A 24,788-nucleotide genomic window follows, 5' to 3' on the forward strand; every position below is an offset into this window, starting at 1 on the left:
CCGCTGGGAACGCCGCGACGACATCCACGAAGCCTTCCTCGGCCTCGCCACCTGCATCATCACGTACCGACACGTCCTACGACTTTGTTAGGAACTTTAAGGGACGTCTCGCAACTCGGGTGTCAGGTCCATGGTGGACCGCCTCGTGGTGCAGGTGATCACGGCGGCCCGCCCGGAGTGGATCTTCCCGTTCACCGGGCTGCAGCCCGCCCAGTTTTGCAGGCTGGTCCGGCTGGTCGCCGAGCGTAGCGAGGACGCGATCGCCGACGATCGGCCGGGCCATCTGTGGTCACTTGACCTCGCCGATCGGGTGCTGCTGGTCGCCACGTACTGGCGGACGAACCTGACCATGCGCCAGATCGGCCCGCTGTTCGGGGTGTTGCACTCCGCCGCGCACCGGGTCATCGACACCCTCGGCCCGCTACTCGCCCTGGCCTCGGTACGCTGACGGCGCGTCGACCAGATCGCCATCGTCGACGGCATCCTGGTCCCGACCCGCGACCACCGGCTGGCCGCACCGAGCAAGAACTACCGCTACAGCACCAACCTGCAGGTCGCCATCGACGCCCACACCCGCCTCGTCGTCGCCCTCGGCGACCCGCAACCGTCCGCGATGCGGCAACTCACTGCTCTGATCTTGGAGCCACGGCGAATGGGATACGGCTATTCAGCCGCGTTCCTTTACATTGGTCCGCTCGCAGCTTCGACCAAGATCGCGCGTGCTAGGCGCTCAACCTCAGCAAACATATGTTTCCTAGCGATCCCCAGCGCGGACGACGCCGCGCGCCTAGCACCACGTACATCACCGAGGACGAGGTAAACCCTGCACAATCCCAAATATGCGCGCGACTGGACGTGGGGAGCGCCAACTTTCTCTGCAAGCGCGATAGCGGCCTTGTAATTTGTCAAGGATCTATCAAAGTTTCCTAAAGTAAGGTGTATGACTCCGAGACAGTTGGCCAACTCAGCCTGCATACCGCGGCCGCCCACCTTGTTGACCATGCGGGCAGCAGCGGTGCCGTGCCGGAGGGCCGCGGCAAGATCCCCGGCATCGCTGCACAGCAGTGCCAAGTCAATACGAGTAGTAGCCTCCACTTGGGCATGCCCGATCACTTCGCATATTTCTAACGCTTCTAGCAGTAACCCCCTCGCCTCTTCAAACTTCCCGAGCTCGTGATGTACGGCTCCAAGCGAATCAAGTACGGCGGCTTCGCCAATTGCCGAGCCGCCTGCCTGCTTGTATATCAGGCGTGCCCGAGACAGCACGTCCAGGGCCTCATCCAAACGTCCGAGAAACCGATAATCGTTGCCCAGGTTGTTCAGTAGGGTGCCGCGCTGAGCGGGATCGGAAGCAAGTTCAAGCGCACCAGTGTGCTCGGCGAGAGCCAGCGAAAGCTCGCCCATTTGGGCGTAAACTGTCCCTAGATTTGTTTTGGCAGCGATAGTGCCAAGACGCCAGCCGGCACGCTCACTAAGCGACACCGCCTCGGCCAGATGGCTCGCCGCGTCTCGGTAGTTGCATTTATAGTGAGCTGCATGACCCAAGCTCAGTCGCATCGCCGCCTGGGCTATCGAATTATGAGACCGCTCGGCCGCTGCGAGTGCGGCAGAAGTGATACTACGCCAATCGGCAAACATGCCTTGGCGCCAATGAAAGCCTCGAAGGCCGTCGGCAATAAGCCAGGCAACCTCACTACCGTTCGTGCCGGCTTCGTGGACGCAGGCGACCAAGTTTCGGTACTCTGCTTCAAGCCACGCTGCTGCCAGAGATGGCGTCGCTGTCCAACGATTGCTTTCGCGGTTGGACAATGGCGCGGGTAAGCGCACCATCTGGGGGTACAGAGCTGAGGCGGCTGAGTCAACGTTTACCAGGTACCAGCGAAACAGCCGCTGTCGCGCCCGCTCCTTCTCATTGTCCTTCTCTTCAACATCGGCACGCTCCCTGGCATACTCCCTGAGAAGGTCGTGGAACGTAAACCGCCCTGCTCGTGATTCGGAGATAAGGTGGGCGTCAGCGAGTTCACTCATGAGCACCGATACGGAAGGCTCGTCCGCCCCCATTACCACCCCCGCGGCTCCTATTCCGAAGTCGGGACCGGGAACGAGACTGAGAAGCCGGAAAAGGCGACGCCCTCCACCACTGGCGGCATCGTACGAAAGTTGGAAGGCCGTACGCACGGCCGCCTCGCTGTCGTCGAATACAGCCAGAGCGCTCAAACGATTAACCCCGCGTAGTGCAGCCAGGTAATCACCGATCGGTTGTTGAGACCTGCTATCGAGGTTGGCGGCAGCTATGCACAGGGCCAACGGGAGATAGCCACAAGCACTGGCCAACTGCTTAATATCAGTCTCCTGACCCCGTGCACGACGTGGCCCGAGCTTCCCGACAAGAAGTTCGTAGGCGGCTGACGGTTCGAGTGCGTCCAGGGTGATGCGCTCGGCTCCATCCGTGGCCACGATGCCGGACAGACAACTGCGGCTAGTTACGAGCGCTACGCACCCTGGACCAGCCGGCAACAAAGGACGCACCTGCTGCGGCGAATGCGCATTGTCAAGGATCACGAGCATACGGCGGGCTGCGAGCAGCGTTCGGTATAGCGATGAAGCCTCTGCAACGGACTCGGGCACGTGTTCGGGCCGGACACCAAGGGTCCTCAAGAACATTGAGAGCACATCAATGCTCTCTCGGGGTGGCGCTTCCGCGTAGCCATTTAGGTTCACATACAATTGCCCGTCGAGGTATCGGGCTGCCGCCCTATGCGCCCAGTAGACTGCCAGTGCCGTCTTACCGACGCCTGCCGCGCCCGTTATCACGACGGTTCTCCCACGCTGATCAATCCCAACGATCTCATCGAGTTTCTCAAGCACATCCCGACGTCCGGGAAGCGCGTGGACGGCCGGCGGTAGAGCACGCGGGATCGCGGGATATGTGGTGGCAAGACCCTCTGCGCCCACCGGCGTGGGCACCGCTTTACTAATATGGAGGCCGGCATGCACTGACAGGAGTTCATCGCTGGAGCGAAGGATTGCCTCGTGAAGCCTTTGGAGGTCGGGCCCTGGTTCAAGCCCGAGCTGATCAACGAGGATCTCTCGGGCTCGCTGGTAGGCCTCCAGCGCCTCGGCTTGGCGACCGTCACGATACAAGGCCAGCATCAATCGGCCATGTACCCCCTCTCGGTAGGGATAACTAAGGGTGAGGGTTCGCAGCTCGCTGATCAACTCGCGGTTCCGGCCGAGTTCAAGGTCCAGACCGATCCGCAGGTCAAGGGCTGCCAAACGCCGTTCTTCCAGGTTCCCGGCAGCGAGGCGGAGGTGATCACTGCTCAGGCCGTCCAACGCCGCTCCTCGCCAATGGGTTAGCGCCACAGCGACAGCTTCCCGAGCTTCCTCCAACTCCCCAGACTGTGCTAGCCGATGAGCCTCGGAGAAGGAGTCCTCGAACCGCCGAAGGTCAAGTTCCTCGTTACCAAGCATCAGGGAGTACCCCGACCCTCGCGTCAGGATCGATGGAGCCCTTGGCTCTGCCTCCCTCAGAACTTTGCGCAGGACGGACACGCGGTTCTGCACCTGCACGCGAGCACTGGAGGGTGGGTCCCCTCCCCAAATTGCCTCGATCAGGGTCTCTATCGGGACGACTCGATCTGCATCAAGTAGAAGTGCAGCTAGCAGGCTGCGGCTGCGCTCGCCACCGACGGCAAGCGCGCCCTTTGTGGTTAATACCTCCAAGGGTCCGAGGATTCTGAACTGCACTTGCTGGGTCCGATCCAATCTTGCTCGCGGGTAGGGTTGCGTGACGGCTAGTTGCGGAAGGCTACTGCCTTGACATCGATTGGCCTCGGGCCCACGCCTCCCGCCGTTGGCGCTCGGCCAACTACCGCACGACGCGACCCGAAGCGTTGCGTTGTTCAAGTGACTGGTTGTGGATACATCTCGTTGTTAAGTGACAATCTCTATACTGCGGCGCATGCGGACACTTGGACCAAACGGCCAAACTCTTCCACTCCGCGTCTCGAAGCCCTCATTAGTTGATCATGGACACCCTGTTGCGGCTTTACCGGCAGCTCTGTGGCGAGGAGTTCGGTCAGGTTCGCCGGACGTTGCGTCCGTCGCGAGCCTCTTCAAACGTCAGGGCCAACCCGCTGGCTAAGGCAGCCAGCATGCTCGGCTACAAGAATATGAGCTGGACGATCGGCTGCGATATCTGCCGATCAGCAGATACTCAGGTGATCTCAGCGAGAGGCGTGGGCTGGACCTGATCGACACGGGCGAATCGGGTCAGGTCGGTCGGTGCTCGATACAGACGTGGAGCCATCGATAGACAGGTTCTTGCGACAGAAACCACGTCTTCGAGAGGGCTCCACGTGATTGCCTATCGTGCCTGGTTGACGTGCCCAGGGAACTGGTGCGCCACGTCGCCCGCCTGCTCGCCGCCGAGCGATGTGCCCGGGGCACTCGACGCGGGACACGGGCGTCACGGCCGTTTCAAGATCATGAGCTTGGCGTGAGTGCCGGGTCGCGGTCTGGCCACAGTGGGCGTGTCGCGAGGTGAGGTGAGGACGAAGCTCCGGTAGGACGAGGTCTTCTCACGGATCTTGTCTTGACGGAGCTTCGTCGTGGGGCAGTGTGTCATGTCCGACGCCGATGTCGCGTCGGTTGCGGGTGTCCCGGTGGCTGAGGCGTGTGCTGACCTGCTGGAGTTGCTGTCCGGGGTGTCGGACGGCCGGTCGTCGCAGGGCCGGGATCATCCGGCGGTGGTGGTATTGGCGCTGGTCGCGGCGGCGACGGTGGCCGGGATGACCGGGTACACGGCGATGGCGGGCTGGGTGGCCGACGTGCCGCAGCCGGCGTTGACCGACTTGTATCTTCGGGCCGGTGTGCTGCCGGCCGGTCGGCCGTCGCGGTCGACGCTGTGGCGGGTATGCACCGATACTGATCCGCAGGCCCTGGACACCGCGATCGGAGCGTGGACGGCGGCCCGCCGATCAGGCCGCGAGCCGCAGGATGAGGCCCCGCCCCGCAACGCTGCGGCACCGGAGTCCGAACCCGGGGATCTGGTCCGCCTGGACGGCAAGACGGTCTGCGGCGCCGTCGATGCCGACGGGCAGCAACTGCACCTGCTCGCGGCATTGGCCGGCGGCATCGAGCCCGGCACACCCGCGGTGGTGATCGGCCAGGTCGACGTCGCCGGGGCCAAGACCAACGAGCCGGCCTGCGCCCGCGACCTGCTGGAAACCCTCGACCTGCACGGCAGGACCGTCACCGCGGACGCGTTACACACCGTCAAGGCCACCGCCGAGCTCATCCACTCCCGCGGCGGCCAGTTCGTGTTCCCGGTCAAGGAGAACCGGCAAGCCCTGTTCGACGCCCTCAACACGCTGCCCTGGCCGCAGGTCCCGATCGCGGCCAGCCGCACCGACACCGGCCACGGACGGATCACTCGACGCACCATCCGGGTGCTACCCGCCCCGGCCGATCTGCCGTTCCCACACGTCAACCAGGTCTGGCTGATCGAACGTTACGTCACCGACACCAGCGGCCGGCACCTGCGCGCCGCCGCCCAACTCGGCGTGGCCAGCCATACCCCCGAACACGCCACGCCCACCCGAATCGCCGCCTTCAACCAGGGCCACTGGGCCATCGAATCCCTGCACTGGATCAGAGACACCTGCTACCGCGAAGACGCCAGCAAAGTCCGCACCCGCAACGGACCCCGCGTCCTGGCCTCCATGCGCAACCTGGCCATCAACGCCCTACGCCTGGCCGGACGCTGCGATATCACCGAAGCCACCCGCTGGGCCAGCCGCAACATGACCAGACCCTTCGCCATCCTCGGCCTCACGTCATGATCTTGAAACGCCCGTGACACGGGCGTTGACCTGCTTCTACCAGGCGTTGCTGGTGCTGATCTGGTTCTGCAAGGCCGAGGACAAGACATGCTGGGTGCCGGGATCGGCGTCTCTCAGGCCACCGCGTACCGGTACGTGGCCGAGGGCGTCGCGGTCCTCGCGGCGCAGGCGCCCGATCTGCACGAGGTGTTGCAGCGGGTCGCTGACGACGGCTGGTCGTACGTGATCCTGGACGGCAAGCTGTTCGACTGTGACCGCCACGTTCAGCGTCAAGGGCGACACCATCGACGCGTGGTAGTTCGGAAAGCACCGAGACATCGGCGCGAACATCCAGGCGATCATGCGCCCGGACGGGCTGCCGATATGGACCGCCGACGCAATGATGGGACATCTGCACGACCTGACCTGCGCCCAGCAGCAGGGCCTCACCTTCACAGCCATTTTCATCGCGGTCAGAGCGTGTTTGAGATGGGGTTGGTCAAGTCCAGGTGAAGTTGCGGCGAACTTGACGGCGTGCGGGGTGGATGCGGCGTGTCATGCCGGCGATGGCGGCCCAGCGGATGAGGGCTCCGGAGACGGCGGGGTGGCGTTCGTAGTCGCGGGCGAGCCGGCGGGAGGCGGTGAGCCAGGCCAGGGTGCGTCTCACGACCCAGGGGCGTGGACGGCGAAGCCGCGCTGGTCGGCGGGTTTCCGGACGATCTCCAGCGTCGTGCGCAGGGTGTCGCGGGTCCAGTCGACCAAGCGGCCGGCGAAGTCTTGGTCGGCGAAGACGTGCCGGATCGGGGGTGAGCATGTAGGCACTGAGCAGGGTGGTCTTGGCGCCATCGCGGTCCTGCTAGTGTTCTGTCTCGCAAATAGCTAGCCGTTTTGGTAGACTCTGGGCGTGACTCGTGCTGCCGCACCGCTGGTGCTCGAACCGGGCCAGCGGGAACTGCTGGAGTCTGTTGCCAAGTCGCGTACGGTCGCGCATCGGTTGGTGCAGCGGGCGCAGGTGCTGCTGCGCGCGGCAGACGGGATGTCCAACGCCGACAATGCGGCGCTGGCCGGAGTGACTCGGGTGACGGTGCGGGCATGGCGGTCGGAGTTCGCCGAGCGTGGGCTGGCCGATCTGGGCAAGGTTGCGGCGGGGCGTGGCCGTAAGGCGTCGATCCCGCAGGCCACGATCGACCGGATTGTGGAGCTGACGCTGCATTCGAAGCCGGAGGGGGCGACGCACTGGTCGTGCCGGTCGATGGCGGCGAAGGTCGGCGTGAGTCCGGCGACGGTGCAGCGGGTGTGGGACGCCCGAGGCCTCAAGCCGCACCTGGTGGAGACGTTCAAGCTGTCCAACGACAAGCGGTTCGAGAAAAAGCTCGTCGACGTCGTCGGTTTGTACCTGAACCCGCCGGACAAGGCCGTGGTGCTGTGCATGGACGAAAAGTCGCAGATCCAGGCCCTGGACCGCACCCAGCCGAGCCAGCCGCTCAAGCCCGGCCGGGCCGGCACGATGACCCACGACTACAAGCGGCACGGCACCACGACCCTGTTCGCCGCGTTGGACGTGCTGACCGGCAAGGTGATCGGCAAGTGCTTCGCCCGGCACCGGCACGACGAGTTCCTGCGGTTCCTGCGCACCATCGACACGACCGTGCCCCGCAACCTGCAGATCCACATGATCGTCGACAACTACGGCACCCACACCCACCCCAACGTCAAGGCATGGCTGGCCAAGCACCCCCGCTTCCACCTGCACTTCACCCCGACCAGCTCGTCCTGGCTCAACCTGGTGGAGCGCTGGTTCGCCGACCTGACCGACAAGATGATCCGCCGCGGCGTGTTCCGCAGCGTCGACGACCTCGTCACCGCCATCGAGGAATACCTGCGCGTACACAACGACGACCCGAAACCGTTCGTGTGGACCGCCACAGCCGAATCGATCCTGGCCAAGGTCCGACGTGGACGAGTCGCTCTCCAACAAGCGGCTAGTCAAAACTGAGACAGAACACTAGCTCGCGGCGAGCACCGCCACGGTGACCAGCAGGCCCAGGGTGTCGCTGACGATGGACCGCTTCCGACCGTTGACCTAATGGGCAGAAGTTAAAGCCGCTGAAGTCTGCTGGTCACCCGAGCGCGAGTTCTGAGTGTGGATCGTCTCGGCGATTTCAGCGGGTCCGTCGTCAGCCTGCCAGCGCCAGCACTACGTCCTCCGTTGGTCCGTGCGTGCAACCCTCAAAGAAGGCTGACGGGTGCTGACGCTGGCCGCCAGCGGCGTGCCTCACCACGCGATGACAACGAAGATGGCCGCTGGTTCGAGTCGCCCGCGGGAATCACCTCCTCCCACCGTGTTCGGGAGCCGACGAGCTCCTGATCAGACCGAGGGCCCCGCGGGCTGCTGGGGTCACGAACGACCAATCGGATGTCGGGCCACCGAGCCCTTCCATTAGGGAGCCGCGTGCCCTGCACGACAACGACCAGCCAGCGTGCGCCTACCAACGGAGACAGCGTGGATCAACCGACCGTGTTCTGTGGCATCGACTGGGCCAGTGACCACCATGACATCGCCGTCATCGATGACACCGGGGCGTTGCTGGCCCGGGCCCGCGTCGAGGACACCGCCGCAGGCCTCGCGCAGCTGCTGCAGGTCCTCGCCGAGCACGGCGACTGCGCCGAACAACCCATTTCTGTGGCGATCGAGACGTCGCGAGGACTACTCGTGGCGTGTCTGCGCGCCACCGGACGGCGGGTCTACGCGATCAACCCGATGGCCGTCGCCCGATACCGCGAACGACACACGCTCACCCGCAAGCAGTCTGACCACCTCCTCGACGCCATGACACTCGCGAACATTCTGCGCACCGACGCAGCCGCGCACGGCGAGCTGCCCGCCGATACCGAGCTGGCCCAGGCCGTCGCGGTCCTCGCCCGAGTTCAGCAGGACGCCGTCTGGGACCACACCCAGGCCGGGTAACAAACTCTGCTCGCATCTGCGTGAGTACTTCCCCGGATACCTCACCGCGGTCGGCGTTCGCCGTGAAGCCGTCTTCCACCCCATCGCCCGAGTGCGCCCGTCACCCGCGCCTCCGGCAAGAGCCGAGCCGTCCTCGCTCGCCGGGTCAAGAACCAGAGACTCGCCGCCGTCGGCTACGTCTGGGCCTTCGCCGCCCTGACCCACTCCACCGGTGCCAGAGCCCACTACGACCGCCGCCGGCAAGCCGGCGACCGGCACACCGCCGCCCAACGCAACCTGTTCAACCGCATGATCGGCTGCCTTCCCACTGCCTCAGCAACCGCATCACCTTCAATCAAACCGTCGCCTTCCCCAATGCTGCCAACCAGCGACTACCTTCCACCGCTTGACAGCAGTTCCCATTCGGATGTCTTCTTCCCCGCGTCGTAGCCCCGGCTGTCCCGGCCGACGGTATCGGCGCCTCTTCACGCTCTGGGAGTCGATGATCCCCGCCGACGGCTCCGGGGCTCGGCCCTGCTGCACCCGCGTCTTGATCCGCAGCGGGGCCAGGAGTTTCTCCGTCACACCGGCTTCTTCCCACCGAGTGAAGTACCAGTACACCGTCTGCCATGGCGGCAGGTCAGCAGGCAGATACCGCCACGGACACCCGGACCGCACCACGTACAGGACCGCATTGACGATCTCCCGCCCGCGGATGCTTCTCCCACCGCCCGTCCGTGTTCGGCTCCGGCAACAGCGGCTCGATCAACGCCCACTGGGCATCGGTCAGGTCCGAGGGGTAGCCACGACGCGCAGACACCGCGCCGCCCTGCCCCGCCCGCCGGTAAAAGTCATGCCGCCACGCCGTCCATAACAGACCTTCTCAAACACGCTCTGGAAGTCGAATGCCGCACGGGCACAGTCGCACCTGTCAATGGCAGACCCTCGGCTGGGCGATCGGGCCGTTCGCGTCACGGCACCCAAACTGTTCGATCCACAATGATGGTTCGATGATGGATCGGTGACGGAGACAGGCAAGCTGCCGGTTGTTCCGCTGTATCTGATCCGAGGCCGCAGGTTTGCGGCGTCGAGCGAGCACAAGGAGGTTCGGGCGCTGGATTACTTGCTCGACAGCACCAACCCCTTTACCGCCTACACCATCGGGTTGCCCGACCGTGGCCTCCACGTCGGCGTCCTAGTCGATCCCCTCCCCTGACCGCCGAGCCACATTTACTCCGTCGCGGCTTGACGCCATCGCATTTCCACGGGAACCGGACAGCAGTTCCGCTGGTGTCCGAGTACCACCGAGTCAGTGCGACCGCGCCGGTCCTTCAGAAAGGCATCCCATGCGAAGAAGTGCAATCTTCCCACGCAGCGCAACTCTGGCTGCCGTTCTTAGCGCGATGATCCTGACTACAGGTGTCTCGGCCGCTGCGGCCGTGCCAAACCCGACGCCGAAACCAATTCCCGCGCTGGCATCGCCGGGAGTGGCGTACGCGACCGCACCGTGCGATCCGAACGGTACGACCAGCGCTGACGCGGCGCTCGCGACGACGTTGAACAGCCAGTTGCAGTCGGACATGCGCGGCTACATGAACGCCTACCGCACCTCGTGTGCCCGGATGGTGGTCAGTGCCACGAAGGCGCGTGGCTTGGCTTCCCGGGCCGCTGTGATCGCCATCGCCACGGTGATCGTGGAAACCCATCTGCAGAACATTGCCGAGGAGGTGGACCACACCAGCCTCGGCCTGTTTCAGCAGCAAGAGTGGTGGGGCAGCCGGGAACAGCGGTTAAACGCGACCTGGGCCACCAACAAGTTCCTCAGCGTGATGGAGGACAAGTATCAGAACGGATCGTGGATGACTGCGCCGATCGGTGAGGTCTGCCAGACGGTGCAGGTCTCCGCCTATCCGGACAAGTACCAGTACCAGGCCAACGATGCCCAAATCATCGTCAACGCGCTGTGGAACGAACCGCGTGAGGGGCGGGTTCAGTTCGCCGATATCAACGGTGACAACAAGGCCGAATTGTTGAGCATCTGGAACAATGGCGATATCCATGCCTACACTTTCAACGGCGACGTGTACGACGGTGCCAACACGATTGTCGCCAGCGGCTTCTCCGATCCCACCAGGGTCAAGTATGGCGACGTCGATGGGGACGGCAACGCCGAGCTACTGAACGTGTGGAGCGACGGCAATGTTCACGCTTACACCTTCAACGGCAGCGTGTACGACGGCGCCAACAGCGTCGTCGCCGGGGGATTCGGTGACGGTGCCAATCTCAACGTCGCGGACATCGACGGCAATGGCCGCGTCGAGCTGATGGCCACCTTCGCCGACGGCGGCACTCGTGCCTACTGGTACAACACGACCACCAAGAAGTACGACGGCGCCACCAGCAAGATCATCGCCAGCGGTTTTACTGATCCATTCGCCCGAAAGTTTGCCGACATCGATGGCGACCGCAAGGCTGAACTCGCCGGCATCTGGGGCAACGGCGACATCCACGCCTACACCTACAACGGCAGCGCGTACGACGGCACCAACACTGTTGTCGCCCAGGGATTCAGCAGCCCTGTGATGACCAAGTTCGGAGACATCGACGGCGTCCGAGACAGCGCCGGCAAGTTCCACGCTGAACTCATGGCCACCTTCGCCGACGGCGGCACCCGCGCCTACTGGTACAACACGACCACCAAGAAGTACGACGGCACCACCAGCAAGATCATCGCCAGCGGCTTCACCAAGCCCTAGATTGACCCATCTCTGATGGCCCCGCCTGATCTAACAGCATCAGGCGGGGCCGCGGCGCGTCCCCTTCAGCGGCCATCAAACCACCGGAATACCCGGCCCGTCGCGCCGGGTCGACGTCGACCACGACCACCTCGACGTTGCGCCGGTGCGCTGGGTGACGGGCGGCGATGAGGACCCGTCGGAGCTTGACGATCGTCTCCAGGTAGGACGGATGGTCTTGGTGCGGCACTACCGGGCGTGGGCGCGACGCTCGTCGAGGATGTTGGGGCTCTGGCCGTGGAGGGCGTACCAGATCACCACGATGCTCTGGGTGATCAACCCGAACGGCATCGTCCGCTCGATTGCGCGATCCAGGACCGCCGTGGTCGGCTCCGGCTCACGGCCGGCCGCTTACCCGTACCAGGATCAGCGGATCTTCCCACTTACGCGGCCGACCGCCTTTACGCAGGTCACATACCGGCATGAGGGGGCGAGGACCGCACATCGCGTCGGTAAGGCTGGAGGGATAGCATGAGCGGCCGTCATCCCCGCCAAGGTATTGGTTGCGCACACACATGATCATGGCAGGGATGATCTGTTCGCTCAGCCCCAGTTCACGGGGAAACGGGTTGATCGTCGCCCCGACGACCGGACCAGGCCAACGCATCGCGCTGAAACTCTTCCGTGTACTTCGATGGACGCCCAACGGGGACCCCTTCCTCTGGACCAACGTCCAGGCTCAGGGTGTCCACATCTCAGAGGACGTCTGATTCACGTACTTTGTATGTTATAGCGGTTTAGTCGTCTCGCCAGGTTGGGGTGGTTTCGGTGGTGAGGCGTTTGGCGAGGTCGCCGATCATGGCGATGGTGATCATGCTTGCGGAGTTGTCGGGTCGGGCTTCGTAGTCGCCGACGAGTCGGCGGTGGTGCATGAGCCAGCCGATGTGCGTTCGACGATCCATCGGCGTTCAACCACGCTGAAGCCCTTGACCTGCGGGTCCTTGGTGGCGATCTCAATGTCGACGCCGAGTGCGGCGCCGTGTTCGACGACGCGGTTCTTGAAGCCGGCGTCGACCCAGGTCCGTCAAAGCGGGTCAGGCCCACACGGGTTGACTCGCAGTCGGACGTCTGATGACGGATCGATGACTGGCTTGGATCGCATCCCTGCAATATTGCTCCTGTTCGAGGGAGGACCCATGCCCGAACGCGCGGGCTTGGGTCAACCCGAACCCCCGCCCTTGAAAGAAGGAAGCATGATGCACTGGTCATTAAGCAAGATCGTACCGACGGAAAAGCGTCTGACTCTACTTGGCGCAATGGCAGTCGCCTCGGCGACACTCGCCGCCAGCATTATCGTGGCACCCACCTCGGCCAGCGCGGCAGCCAACCCGAACCCGGGGAGGATCACCGAGGCTTCCTGGTGGCTGATGGAAGAACTCCTTAAGCTCCAACCGGGTTCGCAGAACGGCGGGATCTACGCCAACAAGCCGGGTTACCACAACACTCGCGCGGCCAACGATCCCACCAACTACTCTGTGCGGGACACGGAGGACAAGGGCGGCCCGTCAGACAAGGCCGCCGCCTACGACTGGACCTTCCCCGAGGCCCAGAGCCTGTCACTGAGCTCCTTGTCCGTCGATCCGAATGCGGACCAGGCGCTTCCGGCCGACGTGACGGTCGCCGTCTCGAACTTCACCAACATCGCCCGCTATTCCAACCGGCTTCTTGCGTCGGCCCAGAACCCGAATGATCCGCGTCTGGACGGATGGCGGGAGTTCTTTGGCCAAGCCGACAGCGACACCTCGGTCGAGGGATGGGACTTCCGTTATGGTCGTGCGGCTACTTCCGACTCCTCTCACCTGTGGCACATCCATCTGAGTGAGGACCGCGACAAGGTAGAGAGCTTCAAGAACAAAGAGGCGCTGCTCAGCGTCCTCCGTGGAGAGACCGTCGAGGAGTGGCTCAACGAACCGCGTGAGGGGCGGGTTCAGTTCGCCGATATCAACGGTGACAACAAGGCCGAATTGTTGAGCATCTGGAACAATGGCGATATCCATGCCTACACTTTCAACGGCGACGTGTACGACGGTGCCAACACGATTGTCGCCAGCGGCTTCTCCGATCCCACCAGGGTCAAGTATGGCGACGTCGATGGGGACGGCAACGCCGAGCTACTGAACGTGTGGAGCGACGGCAATGTTCACGCTTACACCTTCAACGGCAGCGTGTACGACGGCGCCAACAGCGTCGTCGCCGGGGGATTCGGTGACGGTGCCAATCTCAACGTCGCGGACATCGACGGCAATGGCCGCGTCGAGCTGATGGCCACCTTCGCCGACGGCGGCACTCGTGCCTACTGGTACAACACGACCACCAAGAAGTACGACGGCGCCACCAGCAAGATCATCGCCAGCGGTTTTACTGATCCATTCGCCCGAAAGTTTGCCGACATCGATGGCGACCGCAAGGCTGAACTCGCCGGCATCTGGGGCAACGGCGACATCCACGCCTACACCTACAACGGCAGCGCGTACGACGGCACCAACACTGTTGTCGCCCAGGGATTCAGCAGCCCTGTGATGACCAAGTTCGGAGACATCGACGGCGTCCGAGACAGCGCCGGCAAGTTCCACGCTGAACTCATGGCCACCTTCGCCGACGGCGGCACCCGCGCCTACTGGTACAACACGACCACCAAGAAGTACGACGGCACCACCAGCAAGATCATCGCCAGCGGCTTCACCAAGCCCTAGATTGACCCATCTCTGATGGCCCCGCCTGATCTAACAGCATCAGGCGGGGCCGCGGCGCGTCCCTCCGTTGCAGTACTAAGGGGATAGATGGTCATGGCTGAGAAGAGGAGACGGTTCGACCGGGAGTTCCGCGAGGGTGCCGTGCGGATCGTCCGGGAGACCGGCAACCGATCGCGCAGGTTGTCAATCCCCTGGAAGCGTGGAGGGCTCTGTTATGCGGCTTGGGTCTCCAGACCCTGCGCCGCTGATCGTTCATATTCGATAGGTGATCGCCCGTCGCAGGCGGAATGGCGACGGCGGTGGTTGTAGAAGTCGGTGACACACGTGGCGATCTTGATGCGCGCTTCGGTGCGGGTGCGGAACTGCCGGCGGTGGACGTACTCGACTCTAATGGTGGAGAAGGTGGCCTCGGCGACGGCGTTGTCGAAGCACGACCCGACCCGGCCCATGGACTGGCGTACCTTCCAGCGGGCACACGCGCGGGCGAACTCGGCCGAGGTGTACTCGCTACCGCGGTCGCTGTGGAAGATCACACCGGCGACGTGGCCGCCTCGGGTGACGGCGGCCATGTTCAACGCCGCGGCGACGAGGGCGGCATCATGGTGGGCGCCCATGGCGTAGCCGAGGATGCGCCGGGAGTGCAGGTCGATGACGGTGGCCAGGTAGAGCTTGCCCTCGCCGGTGGCGATCTCGGTCATGTCGCCGCACCAGGCGACGTCCGGTGCCGGTGTGGTGAACTCTCGCTTGATCAGGTCGCAGCGGCTGGCCGCTTACCCGGCCGGGTCAGCCCGCGCCTGCGTCGCCTGGCCCGAGCGACCAGCCCCAGCTCTGCCATCAGCTGGGCGACCGTGTTGTCGGAGACCTGCCAGCCCTGCTCCCGCAGCTCGTCACCGATACGCGGACTGCCGTAGGTGCCGCCGGAATCGTCGAACACCTTCCGCGCCGCGTCGGCGAGCCGGACCCGACGGTCCTGCCGCGGCGTGGGTGGCCGGTCACGCCACTTGTAGAACCAGGACTGCGAGACACCCAAGGCTCGGCAGGCCACCGCGTGCGGCACGTCGTGCTCGGTCCTCTGGGAAGCGATGAAGGCAGCCACGCTCACCGGCCCGTCGCTTCCTTGACCCACAGGACCACGGATCGCTTGAGGAAGTCCTGGCCTCCAGCTACGAGGGGAATCGCACGCCCTCCTTAACGTCGCCCGCGCGTGGCGCGACCAAAGTGTTCAGCGTCGACCCGACGGCCTGTGGCAGGGTGGCATCACAGGCTGGCTCGTTCCCTGGAATGCCTCACCTACCGTCCCTACGCTGCCGCCGCCACCGAGGACTCGATGACCATGAAGATCACCGCCGGTTTCGCGCCGAACACCCCACCGACCACTTACCGAGAACCACACCCGCCAAACCAGGGGCGAACGACAACCCGCGCCTCGTGCGACCTCATCGGCTACTCCGGTCGTTTCTGACGATCTTCACTTTCTCCCAGCAGCGGTACGGCCTGGGGAGGCACCCCGTCGCCGAAGCCGAGCCGATCGCGGGCCTGTTCGTCCAGATCGTGCAGCCAGTCCGTGATCGCGGCAAACGACGACGCGCCCACCAGGACCGCGCGCTAACCGACTACGTAATCGCCCTGGGAGATGACCAGCGAAGGCCGGTCAATGACAGACATCCCATGAGCTTTGCTATCCCCCTGGAGGGTCGATGCCGCGGCCCGCGGTGGCGATCTGAGATCGTGGTTAGTCAACCCAAAACGGGGGTATGCGGCGTTCGAGACACCGTGTGCGGTGAACGTCGGGGTTGAGGGGGCTATTGGCCAAGGACGTGATGGCCTGCGCGATTGCCGACGGTTGGACTGTTCGCGCATCTGTGAATAGACGCGGCCCGCGGCAAAGGGTCGGCACGTCGAGGCCGGCCTAATCCGAGAGGAACGACTGTGTCACACGAGTATCACAAGGACTCCGGGGCAATTTCCCGACTGTCGAAGGAGCAATACCGAGTCACTCAGGAAGCTGAGACAGAGCCGGCCTTCAACAACGCCTATTGGGACAACGAGGCGCCGGGCATCTACGTCGATATCGTATCCGGCGAACCGCTGTTTGCTTCCGTCCACAAATACGACAGCGGTACCGGATGGCCGACTTTCACCAAGCCGATCGAATCGGAGAACGTGGTCGAAGTCCGAGAATCCAGCCTCGGTATGATTCGTACCGAGGTGCGGTCGGCGCACGGGGACAGTCACCTTGGTCACGTGTTTGATGATGGTCCTGTAGAGGCTGGCGGTTTGCGTTATTGCATGAATTCCGCCGCACTTCGGTTCATCCAGTATGACGACCTTGAACGTGAAGGTTATGGCGAGTACCGCAAGATATTCGAGCCCCAGATGGGGAAAGGAGGCGGTGACTGACACGACCGAGAAGGCGATCCCTGGCTGGCGGGGGGGGCTTTGGGGAACCCAAGACCTCATCCGCATCCGCGCCGGTGTGCTTGCACCGCAGTGGTCTGACAGATGCCGACCTCACTGCCGTCAGCTGCTGCCTCAAGCCACGAGTGGATCCTGGCACCTGATACGACCCGTTAGCTGATGATTGCCAGTAGTAGTGACTGCGTGGGGGAGGGGCGGGCGATTGGCCGGCGGCGGCGGATTGACCCGGCTGTCCCGTACCGTCGGTCTGCTGGGGCTACGTTACCCCGGCGGGCCGGAGCTGAACGAAGAGCGGCACGCCACCTGGCTTGAACTCTTCTTCGACCTGGTATTCGTCCTGGCCCTGTTGGGCGTGACCGCACGGTTGGACACCCGGGCATCGCCGAGTGCAGCAGAGCTCGCCGTTGCCGTCGTGCTCTACGTGCTCATCCAGTGGTCATGGATCGGCCAGTCCTTCTACGACACCCGCTACGACCCGGACGACACTTTGCACCGACTGCTCGTGCTGGCCGCGACGGTCGGCGCGGGCGCCATCACCCTCGGTGTGCCGGAGGCTCCGTCCGGGCTGCTGTTGCCGGTCGGGTATCTGATCGTGCGTGGCTGTCTGCTCCTGATGTACCTGCGAGTCCTCACAGCCGACCGGTCCGCCTGGGATCTGGTCGCCGTCTACTTCACCGGATTCGGTACCGGCTGGTTGCTCTGGGCTGGGTCACTGGCCATCTCCCCGGCCGCGCGACCGGCAGTGTGGATCACCGCCCTGGCTATCGAGTTGCTCACCCCGTGGCTCGGCCGCCGCTGGCTCCGCCGCCATCCCGTACACCGCACCCACCTGCCTGAACGGCTGGGGCAGTTCACCATCATTCTGCTTGGCGCCACGCTGACCAACCTGCGTGACGCGGTACCCAGCGCCCACCCGCCCGCCCGCGTGGTGGTGGCCGCCTTGGCGGCCTTCCTCCTGCCAGCCAGCATCTGGTGGATCTACACCACCTACGTGAACAGCAGGCTCGCCGTGCCGCAGTTGGGTAGCGGTCAGGGCTACGCCTATCTCCACTCACCCGCTGGCGCTGCCGTGCTCTTCCTAGGTTGGGCGCTGGGTGTAGTGGTGTACGAGATCGGGCAGTCACGTCAGATGCCGCTCAACGCGCGACTCGTGCTGGGCGGATCGATCGTCACGTGGATGCTGTGCGGGTTGGGTCTGCACCGCTTCGCTCTCGGTCGCCTGCCCCGGCGCCGGTTCATCGTTGGCCTGGTGGGAATCACGCTGGCCATCGTGGTGACGCTGGTGGTCACCGAACCTGACCTGCTGCTCGGGCTCACCTCGGCGCTTCTCGTCGGGTACGCCATCGTGGTCAGCCCGCAGATCGTCAAGGCCACCAAAGGTTATCGATGAGCTTCCCTGCCGTAACGGCGGTGCCCACCCGAACGAGTGCCCGCTCAGCCCTGTTCGCCCCATTGCGTCGGCCCGGTCGGGCTGGGGGAGAACCGCGGCCGGGTCTTGCGGAGAGGCAGTCGGGAGAGGCCCCGGCTCCTGCGGCCGCCGTCAAGATCCGCTTACGGCGGCTCCACCTGGGCGGATGAGGTTTCGGCCCCGGCAACGCCAACCATGGCGTGAATATCACGCCCTGACCTGTCTGTCCCGCTCGCCAGCGGCTGCTTGTGCTGGTTGCTCCAAGAAGTCGGGATTGACTCCGGGTGACCCGCGACGATGGTGGCCATGAACCCACCTTGGCTACCACGGTCCGGTAACGGGCAGCTCGTCGGCGTCCTGGCGCCGCCCAAGATCACGCGCTCCGTCCGGGCTCCGACGCCATTGCCAGTGTTGTCGCGGCTGAACCTGCCGGCCTCGGCACGACGGACACCGGTCACGCTGGTGCCGGTGGTCAGGGTGCGTACTGGGTGCGCAGCTTGCTCGTATCCCAGCCGGCACGGTGGGCGCCGGCCTGGTAGGCGCTCTCCAGGAAGGCGAGGACCGTCGCGCGGGGGTCGGCGGCGGCGCGGGCGTCGTCGTACGTCAGCAGCGCGAGGTGTGCATCCCGGCTTTCGACCCAGTGCGCCTGCGCGGGTCGCAGCGGTTCCTCGGTGAGGCCGTCGGGCTCGGGTGCGGTGTAGGAGTAGAAGGCCGGCTCGGAAATGTTCTCGTCGCCGAACCAGAAGCCGGCGCTGATCACCTCGTGCGAGTACGCCTCCCGGGTCACCGGGTCGACGGTGTGCGGCTGCGGCACCTGCCGGCCGGAGAACCGGCTGACCGCGATGTCGAAGGTGTGCCAGAAGTGGTGCACCGGTCTGGTCTTGGCGTTGCACCGGGCGGCGTACTCCTCCAGCACCAGCCCCACCTGGCTGAGTACCTGCCAGTACCGGTTGACCCAGTACGGGTCGTACGCGCCGTGCGTGGTGTCCTCGGCGAACGGGATGCTGTCGCTCAGATCGTAGGGCTCGGCCTTGATGTGGACGCGGATATCCAGGTACTCGAGCGCGGTGAACAGTCGCTCGTGGAACGCCGCGACGGACAGGCCGGGCAGCGGGAAGGAGACCGTCTGGCCGGCCAAGGTGTTGATGACCAGCCGGTGGTCGACGAAGTCGAAGTCGATGGCGAACATCACGTCCCGGCCCATCGGCCGGGACGTGATGCCGCGGCCGGTCAGATGGAACGGTACCTGCCACCAGTGGTTGCGCGGCGGTGCCTGGTCCAGCCGGATCTTGCCGACGATCTGCGCGAACCGGTGGACGGTTTCCTTCGAGTCCGCCCAGGCGGACAGCGGGATCGGCGGGAACAACTCGGTCATCCGGACTCCTCCGACAGCGTGCCGTGCACCGTCCAGGCCCATAGGCGAGAGCCGCGGCCGAGATGGTCCGTGCGGCCAAGGAGCACGGCCGCCGAGGGCGCTTAGCCGGGCTCCGGCAGCGTCAGTCCGGATTGGACGGCGAAGACGACGAGCTGGGCGCGGTCCCGGGCGTTGAGCTTGACCATCGCGCGGCTCACGTGCGTGCGTACTGTCGCCGGGCTGACCACCAACTCGGCGGCGATCTCGTCGTTGGAGCGGCCGGTCGCCACCCAGGCGACCATCTCCCGTTCCCGCTCGGTGAGCCGGTTCAGTTCGGGAGGGGTAGTACTGGACGTACCGCGGACGGCGAAACGTTGGATGACCCGGCGGGTCACGGACGGCGACAGCAGCGACCCGCCGCCTGCGACCACCCGCACGGCGCGCAGCAGTTCGTCGGGCGGGGAGTCCTTGAGGACGAACCCGCTGGCGCCGTTGTGCAGGGCCCCGAAGACGTACTCGTCCAGCTCGAACGTGGTGAGCATCACGACGCGGACCTTGGCGAGTGTCGGGTCCGCAGTGATCTCCCGGAGCGCGCCCAACCCGTCGACCTGGGGCATCCGGATGTCCATCAGCACCACGTCCGGCTTGGTCCGCCGGACCAACTCCACGCCGGACCGCCCGTCGGTGGCCTCGCCCACGAGCTCGGTGTCGTCCTCGTTCTCCAGCAGCGTGCGCAACCCCATCCGGACCAGGGCTTGGTCGTCGATGACCACGACGCGAATCATGGCTCCGATCCTGGCACGTCGGCGTCGCAGGGGTGGCCCGCCAGCGGCAGGCGGGCGCGCACGGCGAAGCCACCTTCGGGCCGCGGGCCGGCCACCAGTTCGCCGCCGAGCCGCTCCGCGCGGGCCCGCATTCCGGCGATGCCGCTCCCGGTGCGGCCGTCGGCACCCGGTCCGCTCGCGGCGGCGCCGCCGGCGGGACCGTTGTCGTTGACCTCTAGGACGAGGACGTCACCTTCCCGGGTGGCCCGCACCCGGGCCAGCGTCGCGCCGGCGTACCGGAGGACGTTGGTCAGCGACTCCTGCAGGATGCGGTACGCGGCGGCGTCGACCTCCGGTGGCAGCTCTCCCGCCGAGATGGTCGCCGCTACCTTGAGCCCGCCGGTACGGATCCGGTCCAGCAGCACCTCGGCGTCGGCGAGGCCGGGAGCCGGCCGCCAGGGCGCGTCCTCGCCTTCAGGGCTCCGCAACACCTCGAGCTGGGCGCGCATCCCGTGCAGCGACTCCCGGCTGGCGGCCTGGATCGCCTCCAGCGACTCGCGCGCCTTGTCCGGGTTCCGCGCCAGCACATGCAGCGCGACCCCGGCCTGCATCGCGATCACCGCAAGACCGTGTCCCACGGAGTCGTGCAGTTCCCGCGCCATCCGCAGCCGCTCATCCGAGACCGCGCGAAGCGCGTGTGCGGTCCGCAGCCTGGCCTCCGACTCCCGGCTGAACCGGACCGCCACGCCGATGGCGGTGGGTACGGCCACCATCGTGAACATGGTCGCCAGCCAGCCCAAGAGGGGCCGGCCGCCTGCCAGGCCGAACCGGACGCCCCCGGCCGCGAGCACCGCCAGGCCCATCCCTCCGTTGAGGACCAGCGTCCGGCGCAGCGGCCATGCGACGGCTACTCCGGCTGCGGCGACGGGCACGGCGATGAGCATCGGCCCGACCGGATAGCCGACCGCCAGGTAGGTCACGACCGCCGCGGTACAGCAGGCGAACGTCACGCCGGGGCGCCGGCGCATCACGGCTGCGGCCAGCGCCGCGAACACGACCAGCGCGTACGCGAACAGGTCCGGCTGTCTGGTCCACCCGACCTCGCCCTCGCCGGCCGACCGGGTACCCAGCAGTCCGGGAAGCATGATCAGCAGCACCGGCCAGACGCTGTCCCAGCGACGCCTCAGGCCATGGGAACGCACCCGCCGAGGATATGCGCTCGCGGTGGAGCCGCGCGTTGGCGCGTTGCCGTACGCGCCGTACGCGGATCTGCGTACGCGGATAGCGGTGCGCGGCCGACGCGGGACGCGGTAGCCGGCTGCGACGCTTCCGGCATGACCGGAACAGTCGTGACCACCGATGGAATGACCAAGCGGTACGGGACGCACGCCGCCGTCGACGGCGTCAGCCTGACCGTCCGCCGGGGCGAGGTGTACGGCTTCCTCGGGCCCAACGGCGCCGGTAAGACGACCACCCTGCGCATGATCCTTGGCCTGATGCGGCCGACCAGCGGGGGCGCGAGCGTGCTCGGACACCGGCCCGGCGACCCGGCGGCGACCGCCCGGATCGGCGCCCTCATCGAGGGTCCCGGCTTCTACCCGTACCTGTCCGGGCGGAACAACCTGCGGGTGATGGCCCGTTACCAGGGACTCCCGGACGCCGCCGCGGACGCTGCGCTCGAGCGGGTCAACCTGGCCGGGCGGGGTCGCGATGCGTTCCGCTCCTACTCGCTCGGCATGAAGCAGCGCCTCGGGGTGGCGTCGGCCCTGCTGGGCGACCCGGAGTTGTTGGTGCTCGACGAGCCGACCAACGGGCTGGACCCGGCGGGCATGGCCGACATGGGACGGCTGGTCGCCGACCTCCGCGCGCAGGGGAAGACCGTGCTGCTCTCCAGCCATCTGCTCAGCGAGGTACAGGAGATTTGCGACCGGGTCGGGGTGATCTCCTGCGGCCGGCTGATCACGGAGAGCAGCGTCGCCGACATCCGGGGCACCCGGTTGCTGTACGTCCGTGCCGAGCCGATCGACATCGCCTTGGCGGTCGCGATGCGGGTGGCCGGCGACGACGCGGTCGAGTACACCGGCGAGGGCATCCGGCTCAGGGCGGATGCCACCACGGCGCCAGAGATCGCCCGGGCGTTGGTTGAGGAGGGGGTCCTCCTCAATGAGCTGCGCATCTGCGAACGCACTCTCGAAGAGGTCTTCTTCGAACTCACCGCGGCAGCGAACGCTTCCGGACCGAGTGGCACCAGCGAGAGGATGGCGCACTGATGAACGCGCGACGTGGATCGGCATCGCTCCTTTCCAGCACCCGTGCCGAGCTGCTCAGGCTGGGCAGGTGGCCGGCGCTGTGGGTGATGCTGGGGGCCGGAATGCTCCTCAACATCCTGTTCGGATACGTCTTCAACTACATGAGCTACCGCACCGACAGCGGTTCGGAGATCAACGAGAGCATGCCGCCCGAGCGTGTGCTGCAAACGCTGCTGCCGGCCGGCGTGCCGGTGACCACCGTGCAGGGGATGCCCATGTTCGGCGGTGCGATCCTGCTGATCCTCGGCGCGCTCGCGGTGGGCAGCGGGTTCGGTTGGGGAACGTGGAAGACCGTCTTCACCCAGGGACCCTCCCGGGCATCGACCTACGGTGGCACGATGGCCGCCCTCGCCACGGTGATCGTCGGTCTGGTTGCGGCCGTGTTCGTGGTCAACTTCGGGATCGCCACACTCATCTGCTCGGCCGAGTCCCAGACGCTCGACTGGCCGCCGCTGTCGCAGGTCGCGCAGGCGTTCGGCGCCGGCCTGCTGATCTACGGCATGTGGACCACTGCCGGGGTCCTGGTCGGGACGCTGGCCCGGAGCCCGGCGCTGGCCGTCGGCCTAGGCATGGTGTGGGCTCTCGCGGTCGAGAACCTGCTGCGCGGGGTGGCGAACGCGCTCGAACCGCTGGAAGTCGTGACCGACGTGCTGCCCGGCACGGCAGCCGGCTCCCTCGCCGCCGCGCTGGGCGCGCCCACTTTCAGCGAGGACGGCACGCCGGGTGTTCTGGACGCGATCGGTGGCGGCCCGGCCGTACTGCTGCTCGCCGTCTACACGGCCGCCTTCGCCCTTGCCGCCGGCCTGCTGATCGTCCGGCGGGACACCGCCTGAGCGCTCCATCCCCGATCCCGCACTTCGGGTGGGGTCCTGGGCTGGAATAACAGGGGTACGGATGACATGGATGAACGTGGGCCACAGGCCTCCGTGTCGAGCTTGGCGACGGTCAGTTCGATGTAGAGATTCGGCTCTGGGGACGCATCCGGAACGGAATGCATCCGTAGGTAGGTGACGTCCTGAGCGGCCGGGGATCGATAGCAAACGTGCTTAGCTGTGCCGGACAGGACCGCTCGAGCTGCTGCTTCGGCGTCGATGGCGTCGGTCTTGCCGCGGCGACGCCGGTGGGCCTTGCGCGCTCGAGCGTCAGCACGGCGACTCAAGCTCCACAGGCCGACGACGTCCGCTCATGCCGATGAGGGTGCACCCGATCATGCTGGCACGCCTGTTCTGGCACCCGGAAGCAGCGGAGTTGGCCCGCCGGTGGGACCGGAAGTTGCAGCGGAGTTGGCCCGCGGGCGGGACCGAAAGTTACGGCCCGATAACGACGTTCACGAGCGGCTCGTCCGCTGCGTACCGCCGGACCTGGTCGACCAGTAGTCGGCGGGCCCGGGGCGCCAACGCGGCGGTCAGGCCGCCGACGTGCGGGCTGATCAGGACGTTCGGCGCGGACCACAGCGGGTGGTCGGCGGGCAGCGGCTCGGGTTCGGTGACGTCCAGGGCAGCGTGCAGCCGGCCCGCGTTGAGTTCGGCGAGCAGCGCCTCGGTGTCCACCACCCGTCCCCGTGAAACGTTGATCAGCAGGGCGCCGTTGGCCATCCTTGCGAGGAAATCCTTGTTCACCAGACCCTCGGTCTCCGGGGTCAGCGGGGTGGCCAGGATGACAACATCCACTCGTCGCAAAATCTCCGAAATTTCGGAAATTGGCCGTACGCCGGGGCGGGCGCTGCGGGCCACCCGGCTGATTTCCACCTCGAACCCAGCCAGCCGGCGCTCGATCGCGGCGCCGATCGAGCCGTACCCGACGATCAGCACACGGGCATCAGCCAGACCGGTCGACCAGCCCGAAGCCCAGCGACCCTCGCCCGCAGCCCGGACGAAGTCCGGCAGCCGGCGCCGGGCGGCCAGGGTGAGCGCCACGGCCAGCTCGGCGGTGGCCGCGTCATGCACGCCCCGGCCGTTGGCCAGGATCAGGCCGGGCCGCAGGAACGGAAGGACATGGTCGTAGCCGGCGGTCACGGTCTGCACCACTTTGAGTCGGGGCATCCTGGCGATCAGCTCGCAGAAGCGCGGATCAATAGTCCCGTACGGAAGCGCATAATACTCGACATCATCCAGGTTTTCGGGCATGGGCTGAGTGCCGTCGTAAAGCGCGACGTCCAGATTGAGCCTTTCCGAGTAACAGTTGGTGGCGTTGGGTGATCACGTTGTGCGGTCGTGGTCGATGTGGAGCAGGACCAAGGCGGCAGCGGTGATCCGGCCGATGCTCCAGGGACACA

The 24,788-nt window shown here is 65.7% G+C and carries 21 protein-coding genes and 6 pseudogenes; 13 read left to right on the forward strand and 14 right to left on the reverse strand.

Translation table 11 applies throughout. The features are described from left to right. Nucleotides 1-148: 148 nt before the first annotated feature. A pseudogene (locus AB0H57_RS29960) lies at nt 149-607 on the forward strand (transposase family protein); the annotation flags it as partial. A gap of 74 nt (nt 608-681) precedes the next feature. Here the strand turns inward: AB0H57_RS29960 and AB0H57_RS29965 are convergent. Both AB0H57_RS29965 and AB0H57_RS29970 read right to left on the reverse strand, forming a co-directional pair. Beyond that, nucleotides 682-2,868, reverse strand: a complete 2,187-nt coding sequence (locus AB0H57_RS29965) for a tetratricopeptide repeat protein (RefSeq protein WP_357512053.1) — start codon at nt 2,866-2,868, stop codon at nt 682-684. A gap of 213 nt (nt 2,869-3,081) precedes the next feature. Beyond that, nucleotides 3,082-3,750, reverse strand: a pseudogene (locus AB0H57_RS29970) (AfsR/SARP family transcriptional regulator); the annotation flags it as partial. 281 nt (nt 3,751-4,031) lie between these two features. On the opposite strand from AB0H57_RS29970, the gene AB0H57_RS29975 reads away from it, so the two are divergent. Together AB0H57_RS29975 and AB0H57_RS29980 are read left to right on the forward strand one after the other, a co-directional pair. Beyond that, nucleotides 4,032-4,256 carry a hypothetical protein gene (locus tag AB0H57_RS29975; RefSeq protein WP_357512036.1) on the forward strand — a complete coding sequence of 75 codons (225 nt, stop codon included), beginning with the start codon at nt 4,032-4,034 and terminating at the stop codon, nt 4,254-4,256. A 411-nt stretch (nt 4,257-4,667) separates the two neighbouring features. Further along, nucleotides 4,668-5,846 carry an ISAs1 family transposase gene (locus AB0H57_RS29980; protein WP_357512037.1) on the forward strand — a complete coding sequence of 393 codons (1,179 nt, stop codon included), beginning with the start codon at nt 4,668-4,670 and terminating at the stop codon, nt 5,844-5,846. 36 nt (nt 5,847-5,882) lie between these two features. Here AB0H57_RS29980 and AB0H57_RS29985 read toward each other — a convergent pair whose 3' ends face one another. The 3 genes from AB0H57_RS29985 to AB0H57_RS29995 all read right to left on the reverse strand — a co-directional run bounded on the left by AB0H57_RS29985 (nt 5,883) and on the right by AB0H57_RS29995 (nt 6,647). Next, nucleotides 5,883-6,176 (reverse strand): hypothetical protein, encoded by a 294-nt coding sequence (locus AB0H57_RS29985; protein WP_357512038.1) that lies wholly within the window; start codon nt 6,174-6,176, stop codon nt 5,883-5,885. Between the two features lie 148 nt (nt 6,177-6,324). Further along, nucleotides 6,325-6,492 (reverse strand): hypothetical protein, encoded by a 168-nt coding sequence (locus AB0H57_RS29990; RefSeq protein ID WP_357512039.1) that lies wholly within the window; start codon nt 6,490-6,492, stop codon nt 6,325-6,327. Next, nucleotides 6,489-6,647, reverse strand: a complete 159-nt coding sequence (locus AB0H57_RS29995) for a hypothetical protein (RefSeq protein ID WP_357512040.1) — start codon at nt 6,645-6,647, stop codon at nt 6,489-6,491. Before AB0H57_RS29995 ends, AB0H57_RS29990 begins: the two co-directional genes overlap by 4 nt. Nucleotides 6,648-6,750: 103 nt before the next feature. On the opposite strand from AB0H57_RS29995, the gene AB0H57_RS30000 reads away from it, so the two are divergent. Both AB0H57_RS30000 and AB0H57_RS30005 read left to right on the forward strand, forming a co-directional pair. Continuing rightward, nucleotides 6,751-7,821 carry an IS630 family transposase gene (locus AB0H57_RS30000; RefSeq protein WP_357512054.1) on the forward strand — a complete coding sequence of 357 codons (1,071 nt, stop codon included), beginning with the start codon at nt 6,751-6,753 and terminating at the stop codon, nt 7,819-7,821. Nucleotides 7,822-8,328: 507 nt separating this feature from the next. After that, a pseudogene (locus AB0H57_RS30005) lies at nt 8,329-9,182 on the forward strand (transposase). A gap of 21 nt (nt 9,183-9,203) precedes the next feature. Here the strand turns inward: AB0H57_RS30005 and AB0H57_RS30010 are convergent. Beyond that, a pseudogene (locus AB0H57_RS30010) lies at nt 9,204-9,592 on the reverse strand (IS5 family transposase); the annotation flags it as partial. Between the two features lie 201 nt (nt 9,593-9,793). Here AB0H57_RS30010 and AB0H57_RS30015 point away from each other — a divergent pair. Both AB0H57_RS30015 and AB0H57_RS30020 read left to right on the forward strand, forming a co-directional pair. After that, nucleotides 9,794-9,988, forward strand: a complete 195-nt coding sequence (locus AB0H57_RS30015) for a hypothetical protein (protein ID WP_357512041.1) — start codon at nt 9,794-9,796, stop codon at nt 9,986-9,988. 187 nt (nt 9,989-10,175) lie between these two features. Then, nucleotides 10,176-11,528 carry a VCBS repeat-containing protein gene (locus AB0H57_RS30020; protein WP_357512042.1) on the forward strand — a complete coding sequence of 451 codons (1,353 nt, stop codon included), beginning with the start codon at nt 10,176-10,178 and terminating at the stop codon, nt 11,526-11,528. A 776-nt stretch (nt 11,529-12,304) separates the two neighbouring features. Here AB0H57_RS30020 and AB0H57_RS30025 read toward each other — a convergent pair. Then, nucleotides 12,305-12,591 (reverse strand): annotated as a pseudogene (locus tag AB0H57_RS30025) (IS5/IS1182 family transposase); the annotation flags it as partial. 232 nt (nt 12,592-12,823) lie between these two features. Here AB0H57_RS30025 and AB0H57_RS30030 point away from each other — a divergent pair. Next, nucleotides 12,824-13,477: pseudogene (locus tag AB0H57_RS30030) on the forward strand (hypothetical protein); the annotation flags it as partial. A 30-nt stretch (nt 13,478-13,507) separates the two neighbouring features. Then, nucleotides 13,508-14,260 (forward strand): VCBS repeat-containing protein, encoded by a 753-nt coding sequence (locus AB0H57_RS30035; RefSeq protein WP_357512055.1) that lies wholly within the window; start codon nt 13,508-13,510, stop codon nt 14,258-14,260. Nucleotides 14,261-14,472: 212 nt separating this feature from the next. Here the strand turns inward: AB0H57_RS30035 and AB0H57_RS30040 are convergent, their stop codons facing one another. Together AB0H57_RS30040 and AB0H57_RS30045 are read right to left on the reverse strand one after the other, a co-directional pair. Further along, nucleotides 14,473-15,012 (reverse strand): IS3 family transposase, encoded by a 540-nt coding sequence (locus AB0H57_RS30040; RefSeq protein WP_357512056.1) that lies wholly within the window; start codon nt 15,010-15,012, stop codon nt 14,473-14,475. Further along, the gene (locus AB0H57_RS30045) at nt 15,009-15,362 is read right to left on the reverse strand and encodes an IS3 family transposase (protein ID WP_357512043.1); all 354 of its coding nucleotides are present in this window, start codon (nt 15,360-15,362) and stop codon (nt 15,009-15,011) included. The genes AB0H57_RS30040 and AB0H57_RS30045 overlap by 4 nt, the downstream gene beginning before the upstream one ends. An 827-nt stretch (nt 15,363-16,189) precedes the next feature. On the opposite strand from AB0H57_RS30045, the gene msrB reads away from it, so the two are divergent. Both msrB and AB0H57_RS30055 read left to right on the forward strand, forming a co-directional pair. After that, the gene (gene msrB / locus AB0H57_RS30050; RefSeq protein WP_357512044.1) at nt 16,190-16,660 is read left to right on the forward strand and encodes a peptide-methionine (R)-S-oxide reductase MsrB; all 471 of its coding nucleotides are present in this window, start codon (nt 16,190-16,192) and stop codon (nt 16,658-16,660) included. A 220-nt stretch (nt 16,661-16,880) separates the two neighbouring features. After that, the gene (locus AB0H57_RS30055) at nt 16,881-18,068 is read left to right on the forward strand and encodes a low temperature requirement protein A (protein WP_357512045.1); all 1,188 of its coding nucleotides are present in this window, start codon (nt 16,881-16,883) and stop codon (nt 18,066-18,068) included. A 161-nt stretch (nt 18,069-18,229) separates the two neighbouring features. Here AB0H57_RS30055 and AB0H57_RS30060 read toward each other — a convergent pair whose 3' ends face one another. The 4 genes from AB0H57_RS30060 to AB0H57_RS30075 all read right to left on the reverse strand — a co-directional run bounded on the left by AB0H57_RS30060 (nt 18,230) and on the right by AB0H57_RS30075 (nt 21,406). Further along, entirely contained in the window at nt 18,230-18,394 is a 165-nt protein-coding gene (locus tag AB0H57_RS30060; protein ID WP_357512046.1) for a hypothetical protein, read from the reverse strand. Nucleotides 18,395-18,558: 164 nt separating this feature from the next. Further along, the gene (locus AB0H57_RS30065) at nt 18,559-19,461 is read right to left on the reverse strand and encodes a DUF5996 family protein (RefSeq protein WP_357512047.1); all 903 of its coding nucleotides are present in this window, start codon (nt 19,459-19,461) and stop codon (nt 18,559-18,561) included. Between the two features lie 101 nt (nt 19,462-19,562). Further along, nucleotides 19,563-20,225, reverse strand: coding sequence for a response regulator transcription factor (locus AB0H57_RS30070; protein ID WP_357512048.1), 663 nt, complete (start codon nt 20,223-20,225; stop codon nt 19,563-19,565). Then, complete coding sequence (locus AB0H57_RS30075) at nt 20,222-21,406, reverse strand: sensor histidine kinase (protein WP_357512049.1); 1,185 nt, start codon at nt 21,404-21,406, stop codon at nt 20,222-20,224. The genes AB0H57_RS30070 and AB0H57_RS30075 overlap by 4 nt, the downstream gene beginning before the upstream one ends. Before the next feature lie 132 nt (nt 21,407-21,538). Between AB0H57_RS30075 and AB0H57_RS30080 the strand changes: the two genes are divergently transcribed. Both AB0H57_RS30080 and AB0H57_RS30085 read left to right on the forward strand, forming a co-directional pair. Then, a complete protein-coding gene (locus AB0H57_RS30080; RefSeq protein WP_357512050.1) occupies nt 21,539-22,474 on the forward strand; it encodes an ABC transporter ATP-binding protein in 936 nt (311 codons plus the stop codon). After that, nucleotides 22,474-23,346, forward strand: coding sequence for an ABC transporter permease (locus AB0H57_RS30085; RefSeq protein ID WP_357512051.1), 873 nt, complete (start codon nt 22,474-22,476; stop codon nt 23,344-23,346). The genes AB0H57_RS30080 and AB0H57_RS30085 overlap by 1 nt, the downstream gene beginning before the upstream one ends. A gap of 474 nt (nt 23,347-23,820) precedes the next feature. On the opposite strand, the gene AB0H57_RS30090 is transcribed toward AB0H57_RS30085, so the two are convergent. Then, nucleotides 23,821-24,639 carry a 2-hydroxyacid dehydrogenase gene (locus AB0H57_RS30090; protein ID WP_357512052.1) on the reverse strand — a complete coding sequence of 273 codons (819 nt, stop codon included), beginning with the start codon at nt 24,637-24,639 and terminating at the stop codon, nt 23,821-23,823. Between the last annotated feature and the right edge of the window lie 149 nt (nt 24,640-24,788).

The sequence above is a fragment of the Micromonospora sp. NPDC050686 genome, assembly GCF_040654475.1.
In the GTDB taxonomy this organism is placed as follows: Bacteria; Actinomycetota; Actinomycetes; order Mycobacteriales; family Micromonosporaceae; genus Micromonospora.